Annotated in this window: 12 protein-coding genes; 7 read left to right on the top strand and 5 right to left on the bottom strand. The window is 76.2% G+C overall.

Features of this window, described 5'->3' with window-relative positions:
• The first annotated feature begins 17 nt into the window (after window positions 1-17).
• Genes BCAV_RS07840 through BCAV_RS07825 form a run of 4 tightly spaced genes read left to right on the top strand, consistent with a single transcriptional unit; the run spans window position 18 to window position 7,724 of the window.
• On the top strand, window positions 18-3,290 hold the full coding sequence (locus tag BCAV_RS07840; protein WP_015882054.1) for an FtsX-like permease family protein: 3,273 nt from the start codon (window positions 18-20) through the stop codon (window positions 3,288-3,290).
• Entirely contained in the window at window positions 3,287-6,058 is a 2,772-nt protein-coding gene (locus tag BCAV_RS07835; protein ID WP_015882053.1) for an FtsX-like permease family protein, read from the top strand. The genes BCAV_RS07840 and BCAV_RS07835 overlap by 4 nt, the downstream gene beginning before the upstream one ends.
• Window positions 6,055-7,008, top strand: coding sequence for an ABC transporter ATP-binding protein (locus BCAV_RS07830; protein WP_015882052.1), 954 nt, complete (start codon window positions 6,055-6,057; stop codon window positions 7,006-7,008). Before BCAV_RS07835 ends, BCAV_RS07830 begins: the two co-directional genes overlap by 4 nt.
• Entirely contained in the window at window positions 7,005-7,724 is a 720-nt protein-coding gene (locus BCAV_RS07825) for an ABC transporter ATP-binding protein (protein WP_015882051.1), read from the top strand. The genes BCAV_RS07830 and BCAV_RS07825 overlap by 4 nt, the downstream gene beginning before the upstream one ends.
• Before the next feature lie 62 nt (window positions 7,725-7,786).
• Here the strand turns inward: BCAV_RS07825 and BCAV_RS07820 are convergent, their stop codons facing one another.
• On the bottom strand, window positions 7,787-9,022 hold the full coding sequence (locus tag BCAV_RS07820) for an RNA polymerase sigma factor (protein ID WP_015882050.1): 1,236 nt from the start codon (window positions 9,020-9,022) through the stop codon (window positions 7,787-7,789).
• Window positions 9,019-9,372, bottom strand: a complete 354-nt coding sequence (locus BCAV_RS07815; RefSeq protein WP_015882049.1) for a YciI family protein — start codon at window positions 9,370-9,372, stop codon at window positions 9,019-9,021. Before BCAV_RS07815 ends, BCAV_RS07820 begins: the two co-directional genes overlap by 4 nt.
• Before the next feature lie 124 nt (window positions 9,373-9,496).
• Between BCAV_RS07815 and BCAV_RS07810 the strand changes: the two genes are divergently transcribed.
• The 3 genes from BCAV_RS07810 to BCAV_RS07800 are packed head-to-tail and all read left to right on the top strand — an operon-like array spanning window position 9,497 to window position 12,375.
• Window positions 9,497-10,405 (top strand): hypothetical protein, encoded by a 909-nt coding sequence (locus BCAV_RS07810; RefSeq protein WP_015882048.1) that lies wholly within the window; start codon window positions 9,497-9,499, stop codon window positions 10,403-10,405.
• Between the two features lie 58 nt (window positions 10,406-10,463).
• A complete protein-coding gene (locus BCAV_RS07805) occupies window positions 10,464-11,465 on the top strand; it encodes a serine hydrolase domain-containing protein (protein WP_015882047.1) in 1,002 nt (333 codons plus the stop codon).
• Window positions 11,466-11,499: 34 nt separating this feature from the next.
• Window positions 11,500-12,375, top strand: a complete 876-nt coding sequence (locus tag BCAV_RS07800; protein WP_187292861.1) for an inositol monophosphatase family protein — start codon at window positions 11,500-11,502, stop codon at window positions 12,373-12,375.
• Between the two features lie 6 nt (window positions 12,376-12,381).
• Here BCAV_RS07800 and BCAV_RS07795 read toward each other — a convergent pair whose 3' ends face one another.
• The 3 genes from BCAV_RS07795 to BCAV_RS07785 are packed head-to-tail and all read right to left on the bottom strand — an operon-like array spanning window position 12,382 to window position 15,333.
• Window positions 12,382-13,125 carry a triose-phosphate isomerase gene (locus BCAV_RS07795; protein WP_015882045.1) on the bottom strand — a complete coding sequence of 248 codons (744 nt, stop codon included), beginning with the start codon at window positions 13,123-13,125 and terminating at the stop codon, window positions 12,382-12,384.
• Window positions 13,118-13,576 (bottom strand): ribose-5-phosphate isomerase, encoded by a 459-nt coding sequence (locus BCAV_RS07790; protein WP_015882044.1) that lies wholly within the window; start codon window positions 13,574-13,576, stop codon window positions 13,118-13,120. Before BCAV_RS07790 ends, BCAV_RS07795 begins: the two co-directional genes overlap by 8 nt.
• Window positions 13,576-15,333, bottom strand: a complete 1,758-nt coding sequence (locus BCAV_RS07785; RefSeq protein WP_015882043.1) for a dihydroxyacetone kinase family protein — start codon at window positions 15,331-15,333, stop codon at window positions 13,576-13,578. The genes BCAV_RS07790 and BCAV_RS07785 overlap by 1 nt, the downstream gene beginning before the upstream one ends.
• Between the last annotated feature and the right edge of the window lies 1 nt (window position 15,334).

Raw genomic sequence — 15,334 nt, 5'->3', positions numbered from 1 at the left:
TCAGTCGAGGGGGTTGCGTGGTCACGACGGCAGCACTGCTGCGCCGGCGCGCCCGCTCCCAGCTGGGCCTCCTCGCGCTGCTCGGCGTGCTCGTGGCTCTCGTGGCGGGCGTGGGCGCCGGTGCCCTCGGGTTCGTGGTGGTCTCCGCGGAGGCCGGCTCCCGCCAGACGATCGAGGAGGCACCGCCGACGGCGTCCGGCGTGCAGGTCCAGACGCGGCTCGCCGACGACGCCCCCGCGCAGGACGCCGCAGCTACCGCCCGGATCGACACGGAGACGTCGGGGCTCCCCGCCGTCGTCGACCGCTCGATCCGCACGGGACCGCTCGACGTGCTCGCCGTCGCCGAGGAGGCCCCCGAGGTCGCGCAACGCGTCGTCGCCGGCGCCGACGACGCCCTGGCCGAGCGGGCTCACCTCACGGACGGCGCGTGGCCCGAGCCGGTGACCGGCGAGGGCGCGGGTACCGAGGAGACGCCGCTCCAGGGCGTGCTGCACGCCCTGGCTGCGGAGAGCCTCGGCGCCGGCGTCGGCGACGTGCTCGCCCTCGGCGGCGAGGACGCGGTGCACGTCGTCGTGGCCGGGCTGTGGGAGCCCGACGACGGCGCCGACCCGGCCTGGTTCGGCGAGCGCGTCGTCGTGACGGGCTCGAGCCCCGCCGACCGTGGCGCGCTCGGTCCGCTCATGCTCCCGGAGTCCTCGCTCGCCGCCGTCCCGACGCAGCCCTTCGTCCGGTGGACGGTCCGCGCTGACGCGCAGCGCGTCGTGCCGGCTGATCTCGCCCCCCTCGCGCGGGCGCTCGAACGCATCCCGGCCGCTCTCGACGACGAGCCCGGCGTCGTGCTCCGCGGTGCGACCACGACCGGGACGGGCGCCCAGGAGCTCGCCGCGACCGCCGCCGCCCTGGGCGCGGTCCGCGGAACGGTCGCCGTGCCGCTGCTCGTCCTCGCTGTCGTGTCGGCCCTCGCCATCTGGCAGATCGTCGGGTTGCTCGTGACGGTCCGCTCCACCGAGACGGACCTGCTCACCGCGCGCGGTGCCACCCGCGGACAGATCCTGGGAGCCTCGTTCGCCGAGGCCCTCGCGGTGGCCGTCCCCGGTGCCGCGGTAGGGACGGCCGCCGCGTGGCTCCTGCTGGCGGCCGGCCCCGCGGGCGCCGGGCCGGCGACGGCGCTCGTCACCGGCGTCGGGGCGGCGACGGCGCTCGTCGTCGTCGTCATCATGCTCGCCACGAGTGCTGCGGACGCCGCGTCGTCGCACGGCCGGCGCACGGCCGAGGCGTCCGGCCGGGCCCGCACGGCCACGACCGGCGCCGCCGTCGCGCTCGTCACCGCCGCCGCGGCGATCGGCGTCTGGCAGCTGTGGCGGTACGGCGACCCCGTCGTGACGCGCCCGGACGGCTCCGTCACCGTCGATCCCGTCTCCGCCGCGGCGCCCGCGCTCGCTCTGCTGACCGGAGGCCTGCTCGCGCTCGGTCTCGTCGGCCCCGTCAGCTCGTTCGCCGCGCGCATCGCTACGCGGACGCGCGGGACGTGGCCCGTCCAACCAGCGCGGCAGGTCGCCCGCCGGGTGGCCGTCTACGCCGTCCCCGTCCTCCTGCTCGTCCTCGCCACCGGCTCCGCGTCGCTCGCCGCGGCGTTCACCGGGACCTGGACCAGCGTCCGCGCCTCGGCGACGGCTCTAGGGTCCGGGACCGACCTGCGGGTGCCCGGGCACTCGGTGACGTACGTGTCGGCGTCGACGCCGCCGCTCGGCCTGCCGGAGCTCGCCGAGCTGCCGGGGGCGCGGGACGCGGCGCCGGTCTGGAGTCTGGCCGCGAGCGTGGACGACGTCCCGGTCACGGGGCTGGCCGTGCCGGCCGAGGGGATCGCCGGCGCCGTCGTCGCCCCCGAGGCGCTGTTCGACGCCTCGGCAGTCGCGGCAGCGCTCGACGACGCCGCTGCCCTCCCCGGGATCGAGCTGCCGGCGGGCACGGAGTCCCTCGACCTGACCGCGACGCTGCAGGTGCTGGCCCGATCGAGCGGCGACCTGGTGTTCGGCGGGTCCGCGCACCGCGACGGCACCGTGCGGGTGTGGTTCGCGAGCGACGACGGCGAGGTCCTCGTGCGCGACGCCGGCACGCTCGTGGCGCGCGCGGAGCCGGACGTCCACTGCTCGACCGATCCGGACGGTGCGCTGACCTCCTGCACGGAGGACCCGGCGACCCCCGGCCTCGGCGAACCCGTCTCCGAGACGTTCGACGTGCCGGTGCCCGCGGACACGGCGGGGTGGCGCGTCGTCGCGATCGACCTGGGGATCCGGACCCCGCCGCGGGCGGCCGACCTGACGTTCACCGTCGACGAGCTGAGCATCGACGGCGATGCGCTGGAGCTCCCGGAGGGCTGGGAGCTGCACACGTCCACCGAGGCAGGTGCCGGCCTCGAGCCGATGCAGCCGCTGGGCCTCACCGGCACGCTCGCGGCAGCCGACCCCGCGTCGTTCGCGCTCGCTGCGCCCGCCCTGGAGACGGCGCGCCTCATGCCCGTGCACCCGGACGCCGTCCCGCTCGCGGTCTCGACCGCCGCGGCCGACGCGTTCGGCTGGTCGTCCGGTGACGACGTCACGCTCGCCGTCGACGGCACCGACGTCCGGGCCCGGGTCGCGGCCGTCGTCCCCCTGGTGCCGGGTTCGCGGGCGGCGGAGTCGATCCTCACGACGCCGCAGGCGCTCGCCGGCACGCTGCTCGCGAGCGGCACGTCGCCGAGCCTGCCCGCCGAGGTGTGGATCGCCTCGGACGCCCCGGCCGAGACCGCCGCTGCGGTGGGCAACGTGCGCGGGACGGACGCCCCTGCCGTGCTGAGCGCCGACGCCGACGCGGACCCCGTCACCGGCCCCGCACTGGACATGTTCTGGCTCACCGCGGGTGCGGCAGCCGCGCTGGCGATCGCCGGCACGGGCGCCGTCGTCGTCGCGCTGGCCCGATCCCGCCGGGGCGAGGTCGTCGTGCTGCGTGCCATCGGCGAGTCGCCGACGGACCAGGCGCGCTCCCGCAGCACCGAGGTGCTCGCCGTCACGCTCGCGGCGATCGTCGCCGGCGGTGTGGTCGGGCTCGCGCTGAGCTGGCTCGTGGTCCCGCCGCTCGCCGCCACCGCCGCGAGCTCGCTGCCCCTCGAGGTGGCTCTGCGGGTGGACGCCGGCTGGGCGCTCGCGGCGGGCGGCGCGCTGGTCGTCGCCGTCGCCGCCATCGCCCTCGCGCACGGCGCCCACGTCCGCTCCCAGGCGCGGGACACCGAGTGGCGGGAGGAGATCCGATGAGCCGCCCGACCGCCCGCCGCATCGTCGTCGCCGGGGCCCGTTCCGCCGTCGGCCCGGCCGTCACGATCGCCCTCGTCGTCCTGGTCATCGCGGGGACGCTCGCCGCGTGGCCGCGCCTGCTCGACCGGATGTCCACCGCCGAGCTGCGGTATCAGGTGGGACTGCTGGCACCCCAGGTGCGGGACCCCTCCGGCGCCGTGAACAACTGGCTCGCCGACGACGTCGTCACCGGCACCGAGCAGAGCCTCCCCGACGACCTGTGGCCGCAGTGGCGGGCGTGGGACTCGACGCTGCAGGCACTCCGCGACCGGCAGGCGGAGCCGGTGCGGTCGGCCCTCGGCGACCCGCGCTACCGCGCCGTCGCGCAGGACGCCGTCCCGACGGTCGAACGAACCGAGCTCCCCGATCGCGCCTCGGCGTCGGCGGTGCTCGTGCTCGACCCGTTCCTCGCCGACCGCGTGCGGCTCGTCGACGGGACGACCCCCGGCGCCGTCCCCGACGACGCGTTCGCCGTCGATCCGGCCGACCCGGCGACCGGCGACGACGCGGTCCCGGTCGACCTGTGGATGTCCGTGGACAGCGCCGACGAGATGCGCTGGGAGGTCGGCGACACCCGGCGCGTCACCCTCGGCTCCGCCCCGTGGTCGGCCGGCGTCGCCGATCTGCGGCTCACCGGGACGTTCGAGGCGCTCGACCCCGACGAGCCGTTCTGGCAGCACACCCCGTCGACCCTGTTTCCGAACGTCGACGACAACCCGGACACCGGGTACCACGTCACGGCGCGGGCGATCCTCGACCCGACGAGCGTCGCCGCGTTGCGGTTCGCCACCACCTGGACGAGCGAGGCGTGGTTCCCGTTCGACGTGTCCGACCTCAGCGCGACGAACGCCCCCGCGGCGCTCGCCGGGCTGCGCGGCCTCGTGGACACCCCGCTCCCGACCTCCGAGGCGGGCGGGTTCCCGGCGGAGCTCGAGTGGGACACGCAGCTCGTGCCCGCGATCGAGCGCGTCCTCGGCCGCTCCGCGGGGCTCGACGCCGTGTTCGCGCTCGTCGCGTCCGGACCGGTCGGCGTCGCTCTGGCCGTCATCGCGCTCACGGGGCGCCTGCTGCTCGACCGACGCCGCGGCGTCCTCGCGCTGGCGCTCGCGCGCGGCGCCTCGGGCGTGCAGATGCGGTCGGTGATGGCGCTCGAAGGGCTGGTGCTCGGGGTTCCCGCCGCGGCGATCGGCGTCGCAGCCGCGGCTCTGCTCGTCCCGGCCGACGTCGGCGCCGGGGCGTACGTGCTGCCGGCCGCCGTCGCGCTCGCCCCCGCCGTGACGCTGGCCGGCGTCACGAACCGGCGCTCGCTGCGGCCCGTCCGGGAGGACCTCGGCACGGGCCGGGCGAAGGCGCGGGGTGTCGCGGAGCTCGTGCTCGTCGTCCTCACGGCCGCCGCGGTGGTGCTCCTGCTGCAACGCGGGCTCGTCGCGAGCGCCGGCGAGGCCGGGGTCGACCCCCTCATCGTGGCGACGCCGCTGCTGCTCGCCATGTGCACGGCCGTCGGGACGATGCGCCTCTACCCGCCGCTCGTGCTCGGCCTGGGACGCCGGCTGCGCAGCGGGCGCGGGCTCGTCCCCTCCCTCGGGGCCGCGCGCGCGGCGCGTTCGCCGGTGCCCGGGCTCGCACCGGCGCTGTCCGTGGTCGTCGGCGTCGCCATCACCGTGTTCGCGGCGCTGCTGCTGCCCACGATCCGCGGAGGCGCCGAGACCGCTGCGCTGCGCGACGTCGGCGCCGACCTGCGCGTCAGCGGACCCGTGATCACCGACGAACAGCTGGCCGCGATCGCGAGCCTCGACGGCGTCGCCGACGTCTCGCCGGTCGCGAACAACGGCACCACCCAGGTCCGGGAGGGCAGGGGCGGGGTCGCCGCCCCGGTGTTCGCCGTCGACATGGAGGCCCTCGCCCGGATCCAGGCCGACGTCCCGGGCGCCGCGCCGATCCCCGCGGGCTCAGCCGAGTGGCACGACGGCGCCCTGCCCGCCGTGGCGTCGTCGCAGCTCGTCGAGGATCCCGACGCCGACTGGCGCCTGGCCCTGGCCGACCCCGTCCCGCTCGACGTCGTCGCGACCGCTCCGGACGCCGTCGGGATCACGAACGCACCGACGTGGCTGCTCGCGGACCGGGCGCTGCTGTCGGAGGTCACGAACGCCGGGCTCGCGCCCCGGCTCGTGCTCGTCTCGCTCGACGACGGCGCGGACCCGGCGAGCGTCGAGGAGCAGGTCCTCGCGCTGGTCGCGCCGACCGCCGTCGCCACGATGCCCGCCGACTCGCTCGCGGACTTCGACACCTCACCGGTCGTCAGCGGCATGCGCACCGGGCTGGCGCTCACCATCGCCATCGCCGGGGTGCTCGCGGCGCTGGCATGCGTGCTGACCCTCGCGATCGCCGCGCCGGCGCGGACCCGCCTCGTGGCCGTGCTGCGTACGCTCGGGCTGCGGCCGCGGGAGGAGGTCGGCCTCGTGCTGTGGGAGATCGTGCCCCTGCTGGCGGTGTCCGTCGTGGCGGGCGGGGTGCTGGGCGTCGCGTTCGGCGTGCTCCTGACGCGGGTCGTCGACCTCCGTCCGTTCACCGGCGGGTCCGAGCAACCGGGGATCGTCGTCGACGGCCCGCTGCTGGGTCTCGTGATCGGCGGCCTGCTGGCCGTCGTGGCGCTCGCCGTCGCGGTGAGCGCTCTTGTCGCACGGCGCCGCGCCGTCGGAGTGGTACTGAGGGTCGGGGAGGACACATGAGCGTCGACACGCTCGAGCTGGAGCAGGACGTCACCACGTCCGTGCCCGGGGACATCCGGTGCGAGGACCTCGTCCGGATCTTCTCGGGGCAAGGCGTCGAGGTGCAGGCCCTGCAGGGCCTGACGCTGCGCGTCGACGCCGGGGAGCTCGTCGCCGTCGTCGGCGCGTCCGGCTCCGGCAAGTCGACCCTCCTCACGATCCTGTCCGGGCTGGACACGCCGAGCGCCGGGTCGGCGCGCGTCGCCGGCGTCGACCTGCTGTCCATGACGGCGAAGCAGCGGGTGCAGTACCAGCGGCACACGGTGGGCTTCGTGTGGCAGCAGACGTCACGCAACCTCGTGCCGTACCTCACCGCCGTCGAGAACGTGGCGCTGCCGATGGTCCTGGCCCGGACCCCGGACCGGGAACGTCGCGCGACCGACCTGCTCAAGCTGCTCGACGTGGCCCACTGCGCGGACCGGACGCCGTCGCGCATGTCGGGAGGTGAGCAGCAGCGGGTGGCGGTGGCCGTCGCCGTCGCCAACTCGCCGCGCGTGCTGCTCGCGGACGAGCCGACGGGTGAGCTCGACGAGGCGTCCAGCGTGGAGGTGCTCGAGGCGATGCGCGGGGTGAACGCCGAGCTCGGCGTGACGACGCTCATCGTCACGCACGACCCCACGGTCAGCGACCACGTGCGCCGCACCGTGCAGATCCGGGACGGGCGGACGTCCACGGAGGTGCTGCGGCGCACCGAGCTGGACGAGGCGGGAGCGGAGCGGCACGTCGCCGAGGAGTTCGCCGTCATCGACCGCGTGGGCCGGCTGCAGCTGCCGAGCGACTACGTGCAGTCGCTCGAGCTGCGCGACCGCGTGCGGCTGGCGCTCGAGGCCGACCACGTCGAGGTGTACCGAGACGCGTCACGCGACGGGCACGCCGTGCCCGAGGCGGAGCCGGAGGAGGGATCCCGATGACGACTCCCGCTCTCGAGGGCCGCGAGCTCTCCCGGGTATTCGGCTCGGGCGACACGGCTGTGCACGCCTGCACGGACGTGTCCCTCGAGGTGCACGCGGGCGAGCTGCTCGTCGTGCGCGGCCCGTCCGGGTCGGGCAAGACGACCCTGCTCAACCTGCTCGGCGGGCTGGACTCGCCGACGTCGGGGACCGTCGTCGTCCACGGGGAGGACCTCGGCGCGATGTCGGAGGCACAGTCGCTGGCGCTGCGTCGCGAGCACCTCTCGTACGTGTTCCAGTCGTTCGGGCTGGTGCCCGTGCTCTCGGCGGCGGAGAACGTCGAGGTGCCGCTGCGCATCGCCCGGCTCGACCCGGCCGAGCGGGACCGGCGCGTGAGCGACGCGCTCGAGCTGGTCGGGCTCGGGCAGCACGCCGCGCAGCGGCCGTTCGAGCTGTCCGGCGGTCAGCAGCAGCGCGTCGGCATCGCACGCGCGCTCGTCTCCTCCCCCACCGTGCTCATCGCTGACGAGCCGACCGGGCAGCTGGACAGCCAGACCGCGGCGTCGGTGATGGACCTCCTGCACGAGCTCGTGCACGCGCGCGGCCTCGCCGCCGTCGTCTCGACGCACGACCCGCTGCTCGTCGCGCGCGCGGACCGCGTGCTCGAGCTGCACGACGGCCGCGCCACGCTGCACGCCCGCGAAGGGCGGCACGCCGCGCAGCACTCCCCCGCCTGACGCCGCTCGCGAGAGGTTCGTGGCCCCTCCGCGAGAGGTTCGTGGCCCGCCACTGCGCCCGATCACACGAGCGGGCCGAGGCGGGTGCGCAGCAGCGCACGCTCGGCCTCGGACGCAGCCCTTTCGAGGGCCGCCGCGTACTCCTCCTCGGCCTCTGCCCTCCGCCCGAGCCGGGCGAGGAGGTCGCCCCGCGTGGCATGCAGGAGGTGGTACCCGGCCAGCTGGGTCGCGAGGGAGTCGACCTCGGCGAGCGCCGCCTCCGGACCCGCGATCTCCGCGAGCGCCACGGCGCGGTTCAGCCGCACCACCGGCGACGGGTCCCGCGCCGCCAGCATGTCGTACAGCGTGAGGACCTGGAGCCAGTCGGTCTCGGCGGCCGACGGCGCCGTGGTGTGGCAGGCGGTGATCGCCGCCTGCAGCTGGAACCTCCCGGGCCGGTGGTACGAGGCGGCCCGCATGAGCAGGTCGTCGGCGGCGCGGATCGCCTCGTGGTCCCAGCGTGAGCGGTCCTGCTCCGCCAGCGGCACCAGGACGCCGTCGGCCGAGAAGCGGGTCGCCGCCCGCGCCTCGAGCATCGCGAGCATCGCGCTCACGGCGAGCGCCTCGGGCTCGCGGGGCAGCTGCTGCGCGACGACGCGCGCCAGCCAGGCACCGTCGCCCGCGAGGCGGCGCCCGACGTCGTCGGCCCGCAGGTAGCCGGCGTTGTAGCACAGCGTGACCACGGACAGGACGTCGTCGAGGCGCGACGGCAGCGCTGCGCCGTCGGGCACCTGGAGCGGGATTCCCGCGGCCACGATCTTCCGCTTGGCGCGCACGATCCGCTGCGCGGCCGTCGCTTCCGGGACGAGGAACGCGCCGGCGATCTGGGCCGTCGTGAGGCCGACGACGGCGCGCAGCGACAGGGCGAGGCGGGCCGGCGGGGCGAGCGACGGGTGGCAGCAGGCGAACAGCATCGGGAGGCGCTCGTCCGTCTCGATCGCGGGGACCTCGTCGACGTCCGCCACCTCGCCGGCGACCGTCTCCCGACGCTCGGCGTGCCGGCGCAGGGCCGCGTCCTGGCGCGTCGCGCGGCGGAGGCGGTCGACGGCGTTGCGCCAGGCCGTCGTCGTCAGCCAGCCGGCCGGGTTGGGCGGCACGCCGTCACGGCGCCAGAGGTCCAGCGCCGTGACGACCGCGTCCTGGACCGCCTCCTCGGCGACGTCGAAGCTGCCGGTGCGGCGGGTCAGCGCGCCGACGATGAGCCCCGCCTCGTCGCGGACGATGCGGACGAGGACGTCGTCGGACGCCGCGCGGATCACTCGACCATCGGGCGGACCTCGACGCTCACACCGTCGATGGCGAGGCCGGGCCAGGTCCGGGCCACGGCGAGGGCGGCGTCGAGGTCCGGGACCTCGATGACCGAGAACCCGCCGATCTGCTCCTTCGTCTCGAGGAACGGGCCGTCGACGACCACCGGATCGGTTCCGTCGCCGCCGCTGCGGACCGTGGTCGCCGTCGACGCGGGCTGCAGCTGGACGCCCATGTCGGCGATGACGGCGGCGTTCTCCTGGAACCAGCCGTAGATCGCGTTGTACACCTCCTGCTGACGCTCGGGCGGGACGGCGCTCGACACCTCGGGCCGGTCGGCGAACATGAGGACGTACTTCATCGTGGTTCTCCTTGCCTGGTGGGGTGAGTGTGGCACCCCTTCTACGCGTGAGCCCGCCCGAGATCGACACCCGCCGGCGGCGCGTGCGGCGGCACGACCCCCTTCCCGGTGACAGGCTGGTGACGTGCCCGACCTCGACACCCGCATCGCCGACCTGTACGCCGGGCCGCTGGACGCGTTCATCCCCGGCCGCGCCGCGCTGGCGCGGGAGGTCGCGCAGGGCGGCGACGACGTCGGCGGCGCCCGGATCAAGCGGCTGCCGAAGCCGACGCTCGCCGCGTGGATCGTCAACCAGGTGGTGCGGGAACGGCCGGACGACGTGGACGCGCTCGCCGCGCTCGGCGACGAGCTGCGCGACGCGACGGAGGACCGGGACCGCGGGCGCATCACCGCGCTCGACCGGTTGCGCCGGACGCGGGTCGACGGCCTCGTGGCCGACGTGCTGGCCGCCGGCTCGATCGGCGGGCGCAAGGTCTCCGCGGACGCGGCGCGGCGCCTCGGCGAGACGCTGACCGCCGTCGTCATGGACGACGGCGCAGCGGCCGCCGTGCGCAGCGGTCGGCTCGCGCAGGCGCTGCAGTACGTGGGCTTCGGGATGGTCGACGAGAGCGGCGAGCCGGCGGACGTCGTCGATCTGGTCGGGCGGGCTCGCGAGGACGACGGCGAACGGGCGGCCGGGGGCGCGGCGTCGCCGGAGGCCCCGCCGGACGATGCGCTCGCGGCCGCCGAGCGGGAGGTGGCCGAGGCCGCGGCGGAGGTGGACCGCGTGGAGTCGCGGCGCGACGACGCCGCGGCCGAGGTGAAGGCGGCGACGGCGACCCTCGACCCGCTGGAGGCGGAGGCCCGGAGGCTGGACGACGAGATCGAGCGCCTGAGCGCCGACCGGCAGAAGGTGGGCCGCCGTCGCGACGCGGCGAGCGCCGCGCTCGAGGCCGCGAAGTCGAAGCTCGCGGCGGTGGACGCCGCGCTCGAGGACGCGGAGGAGCGGGCGTCGGCGGCGCGCCGACGACGGCGCGAGGCGCGCGGCCGCTGAGCTCCCGCCGCGGGGAATTCCGTGGCTCCGCGCCGGGGCGCGCCGTACGCTCGCGGCCATGTCGCTCACCGCCGAGACCCTCGACCCCGTCGCCGCCGACGCGGCGTTCAGCGGCGTCGTCACCGTCCACACCGGCGACGAGCGGACGTTCACCCGCGCGTACGGGTTCGCGCACCGCGCGCTGCAGGTGGCGAACACCCCCGAGACCCGGTTCGGGATCGCCAGCGGCGGCAAGACGTTCACGGCGCTGGCCGTGCTGCGCCTCGTCGACGACGGCGTGTTGCGCCTGGACGACCCCGTCCGCGGGGTGCTGGGCGACGACCTCCCGCTGATCGACGACGCCGTGACCGTGGAGCACCTGCTCGCCCACACGTCCGGCATCGGCGACTACCTGGACGAGAGCGCCGACTGGCAGGCCGACGACTACGTCCTCACCCGGCCGGTCCACGAGCTGGACCGCACCGAGGCGTTCCTACCGATGCTGGACGGGCACCCGCAGTCCTTCCCTCCCGGCGAGCGCTTCTCATACTGCAACGGCGGGTACGTGGTGCTCGCCCTCGTCGCGGAGCGCGCGAGCGGCCAGGGCTACCACGACCTCGTCGAGCAGCTCGTCTGCGCTCCCGCCGGCCTGACGCGCACCGGCTTCCCGCGACTCGACGCGCTTCCGGGCGATGTCGCCCTCGGCTACCTCGACGCCGACGGCGACCGGTGCAACGTGCTGCACCTCCCGGTCCGCGCCACGGGCGACGGCGGGATCGTCACGTCCGCGGACGACCTGCACACGTTCTGGCTGGCGCTCACCGCGGGGCGGATCGTCCCGCCAGAGCTCGTCGCCGAGATGACCCGACCCCGCCACGACGTCCCGGACGAGGGCATGCGCTACGGCCTCGGCCTGTGGCTGCACGCGAGCGGGCCGCAGCTCGTGCTCGAGGGCTACGACGCGGGGGCCTCGTTCCGCTCGACCCACGATCCGCGCACGGGCACCACCGTCAGCGTCCTCGGCAACACCTCCGAGGGCGCCTGGCCCGTGATCGGGGCCGTCGCGCACGTCGTCGACTGACGCCGTCTGCCCCCGAGCGGGCAGGATGGACGACGTGACGCTGCCCGCGGATGCCGCCCGACCGACCGTTCCCTCCGACCCGACAGACCTGGCCGACCTGGCCGACCTGGCCGACCTGCTCAGGTTCGCCGAGGACCTGGCCCGCCGCGCCGGCCGCCAGGTCCGGGACGCCGCCCTCGACCGCTCCGACGCGGTCACGAAGTCGAGCGCGTCGGACTGGCTCACTCCGGTCGACGGCGCGACGGAGGACCTCATCCGGGCCGAGCTCACGGCCGCGTACCCGGACCACGCGATCGTCGGCGAGGAGCGGCCCACGCGGGGCGACACCGCCGAAGCCCAGATCGTGTGGCACGTGGACCCGATCGACGGCACCACGAACTACCTGTACGGGCTGGGCAACGTGTCCGTGAGCATCGGGGCGATCGACGCGGACGGCCCCGCCGTCGGGGTCGTCCACGACGTGTACCGCGACCAGACGATCGGCGCCGCTCGCGGGCTCGGCGTGCGCGTGGACGGTTCCCCGGCGGTGGGCGCCGACGACGGCGTGACGTCGCTCGCGGGCCGGGTGCTCCTCACGGAGTGGTCCGGCCACCAGACGTGGCCGGGGATGGACGAGACCCTCGGCTGGGTGCGAGACCAGCAGGGCACCGTGCGGATCCTCGGGTCGTGCGCGTTGTCGCTCGCCCACGCAGGGCTCGGCCGTTCGGCAGCGACGCTCATCGCGGGGCGGTACCACAGCTGGGACGTCGCCGCGGGGGTCCTCATCGCAACCGAGGGCGGCCTCGAGCTGTACGACACCCACGGACCCGCGGACGGACTCCCGCCGCACGGGCTGCTCGTGGCCCCGCCGGGCGTCGTGGCCGACGTCTGGACGACGTGGAGGCGTGCCGCGGAGCGCGCCGGCGCCTGACGGTCCTCAGCCGCGCGCGGCGACCCGGAGGATCGTGAGGAAGCCCGCGAGGTCCCATGCGGCGCGCCCGACGAACAGCCCGCCGACGCCGGGCACGTCCAGCAGCGCCGGCGCGTTCTCGCCGTCCACCGAGCCGCCGTAGAGCACGTGGGCGTCGAGGTCGGCGGTCGCCGCCCGGATCGCCGCGACCGGCGCCTCGACGTCGTCCGGCGTGGCCGGCCGCCCGCCCTCGCCGATCGCCCACACCGGCTCGTACGCGACCAGCACGCGCGTGCCCGCCGCGACGCCGTCGAACGCCGCTCGCGTCTGCGCCGCGACGTAGGCGGCCTGCCCGCCGGCGGCCCGGACGGCGGCCGGCTCCCCCACGCACACGAGCGGCACCAGGGAGTGGCGCAACGTGGCGTGCACCTTGAGCCGGATCCGCTCGTCCGTCTCACCGAACGCCTCGCGACGCTCCGAGTGGCCGATCTCCACGAGCCTCGCCCCGGCGTCGGCCACCTGGGGCACCGACACCTCGCCCGTCCACGGCCCGGCGTCCTCCCAGTGAGCGTCCTGCGCCCCCACGAGCACGCGCGAGGACGCCGGGAGCTCCGCGCGGACGGCGGCGAGCGCCGTCGCGGGCGGGATGACGAACGGCTGGACCTCCGCCGGCAGCGCGGGCTCCGCTGCGGCGAGCCCGCGCGCGAACGCGCGCGCCTCGGCGAGCGTCTTCGTCATCTTCCAGCTGGTGCCGACCCAGGTGCTAGTCACGCGCCTCGTACTCCGAGATCGCCGACACCTTGACCGCCGACGGCGACGAGGCGTCGAACGTGTACGCGAGCCACTCCGCCGCGAGCTTGCGCGCCAGCTCGAGCCCGATGACGCGCTGGCCGAACGTCAGCACCTGGGCGTCGTTCGACAGCACCGAGCGCTCGACGGAGTACGAGTCGTGCGCCGTCACGGCCCGGATCCCCGGCACCTTGTTCGCCGCGATCGCGACGCCGAGCCCCGTGCCGCACACGAGCAGCGCCCGGTCGGCCTCCCCCCGCGCCACGAGCCGGGCCGCAGACACGGCCACGTGCGGGTAGTCCGTCTGCCCGCCCGCGTCCACGCCCACGTCGACGACGTCGCTCACGCGCTCGTCAGCCTCGAGGTCGCGCTTGAGCGCCTCCTTGTACTCGAAGCCCGCGCTGTCCGCGCCGACGACGATCCGCAGTCCCATCAGTCCTCCGTCGCTCGTGCGTCCGCAGCGGCCTCGACGAGGTCCGCCCCGCGGACCCGCCCGGCCGCCGTCATCACCAGGGCGAACGAGACGGCGCCCGGGTCCCGGTGACCGATCCCGCGTTCGCCGTGCGTGCGCGCCCGACCTCGCCTCGCCACCAGATCCGCCGTTCCCGCGGCTGCGCGGTCGGCCGCCGCCGCCGCGGTGCTCCAGGCCGCCGCGGGCGCGGCGTCGCCGAGCGCGCTCCGCAGCGCCTCGACGAACGGCACGACGGCGTCGACCATCGTCTTGTCGCCGACCGACGCACCGCCGGCCGCGGTCACCGCCTCGGCGGCCCGTTCCACGGCCACCAGCACGGCAGCGGCGTCCGGTGCCGAGGCGTCGTCGAACGCGTCGGCGGCCGCACGCAACGCGCCGCCCCACAGCGCGCCGGACGTGCCGCCGGCGGCCTCGGCCCACGCCGCCCCGCACGAGCGGAGCACCGAGGCCAGGCCGGCGCCGGAGTCGTGCGCCGCCCGGCCCGCGGCGAGCGCCCCGGCGGCCCCGAGCACCATGCCCTGGCCGTGGTCGCCGTCCCCGGCGACGGCGTCGAGCGCCCCGAGCTCGGTCTCGGCCTCCCGCAGGGCCCGGCACACGGCAGCCAGTGCGTCGAGAGCGACGGCGGCCGCGCGGCGGGACTCGGGCGTTCCCTCCGCGACAGCGACCTCCTCCGGCCGGTCGACGTCCCGGGCGTCGCGCCGCTCCCCGGTCGCTGCCGGTGCGGGCGCGCCGCGGCGCAGCGCCGGGGCGTCCACCGGCGCGAGCCACAGGGTCTCGAGCTCGGGGTCCAGGAGCGTCAGGGTCAACGAGAGGCCCGCCATGTCGAGGCTCGTGACGTGCTCCCCCACCTCCGGCCGCACCGCGACGAGCCCCGCCTCGCAAAGCCGCGACGCGACGCGCCCATAGACGGCGAACAGCTCCTCGTGGGTCGTCGAGCCGAGCCCGTTGAGCAGCACCGCCACGCGGTCGCCGACGTCGCACGGCAGCTCCGCGAGCAGCCGGTCCACGAGCTCGTCCGCCACCTGGGCCGCCGTCCCGAGGGCGTGCGCCGCGAGGCCGGGCTCCCCGTGGATGCCCAACCCCAGCGCGATCGTGCCGGGCTCGACGGCGAACAGCGGCTCGACCTGCCCCGGCAGCGTGCAGCCGGACAGCGCCACGCCGATCGTGCGCGTGCGGTCGTTGGTCATCCGGGTGACCCGCTCGACGTCGTCGAGGTCGTACCCGGCCGCGGCCGCGGCGCCGGCAACCTTGAGGACGACGAGGTCGCCGGCGATGCCGCGGCGTTCTTCCGCGCGCTCCGGCGGTGCCGACGCGACGTCGTCCGTCACCGTGACGATCCGCACGTCGATCCCCGCAGCCCGAAGCTCCCGCGCGGCCTCGCCGAACTGCAGCACGTCGCCGGCGTAGTTGCCGAAGCCCAGCAGCACCCCGCCGCCGGCCTGTGCCGCGCGGACCACCGAGACGGCCTGCGACGCCGACGGCGACGCGAACACGTTGCCGCACACCGCACCGTGCGCCATGCCGGGCCCGACCCAGCCGGCGAACGCCGGGTAGTGGCCGGACCCTCCCCCGAGGACGACGGCGACCTGGCCTTGGGGTGTGCGGGTGGCTCGCACGACGCCGCCGTGCACCCGCACGACGTCGTCGGGGTGGGCGGCGACGAAGCCGTCCAGCACGTCGGAGGCGAAGGAGTGGGGGTCGTTGACCAGGTGCGTCATG

Origin of the sequence: Beutenbergia cavernae DSM 12333, from assembly GCF_000023105.1 — a bacterium.
GTDB classification, from domain to species: Bacteria; Actinomycetota; Actinomycetes; order Actinomycetales; family Beutenbergiaceae; genus Beutenbergia; species Beutenbergia cavernae.
Note: the sequence above shows the minus strand (reverse complement) of the source record. Positions and strands in the feature narration are given on the sequence as shown.

Bases quoted from the DNA above. Each gene is read 5' to 3' on its own strand.
- BCAV_RS07830 (WP_015882052.1), top strand. From the start codon at position 6,055: ATGAGCGTCGACACGCTCGAGCTGGAGCAGGACGTCACCACGTCCGTG.
- BCAV_RS07790 (WP_015882044.1), bottom strand. From the start codon at position 13,576: ATGGGACTGCGGATCGTCGTCGGCGCGGACAGCGCGGGCTTCGAGTAC.
- BCAV_RS07785 (WP_015882043.1), bottom strand. From the start codon at position 15,333: ATGACGCACCTGGTCAACGACCCCCACTCCTTCGCCTCCGACGTGCTG.
- BCAV_RS07825 (WP_015882051.1), top strand. From the start codon at position 7,005: ATGACGACTCCCGCTCTCGAGGGCCGCGAGCTCTCCCGGGTATTCGGC.
- BCAV_RS07805 (WP_015882047.1), top strand. From the start codon at position 10,464: ATGTCGCTCACCGCCGAGACCCTCGACCCCGTCGCCGCCGACGCGGCG.
- BCAV_RS07815 (WP_015882049.1), bottom strand. From the start codon at position 9,372: ATGAAGTACGTCCTCATGTTCGCCGACCGGCCCGAGGTGTCGAGCGCC.
- BCAV_RS07835 (WP_015882053.1), top strand. From the start codon at position 3,287: ATGAGCCGCCCGACCGCCCGCCGCATCGTCGTCGCCGGGGCCCGTTCC.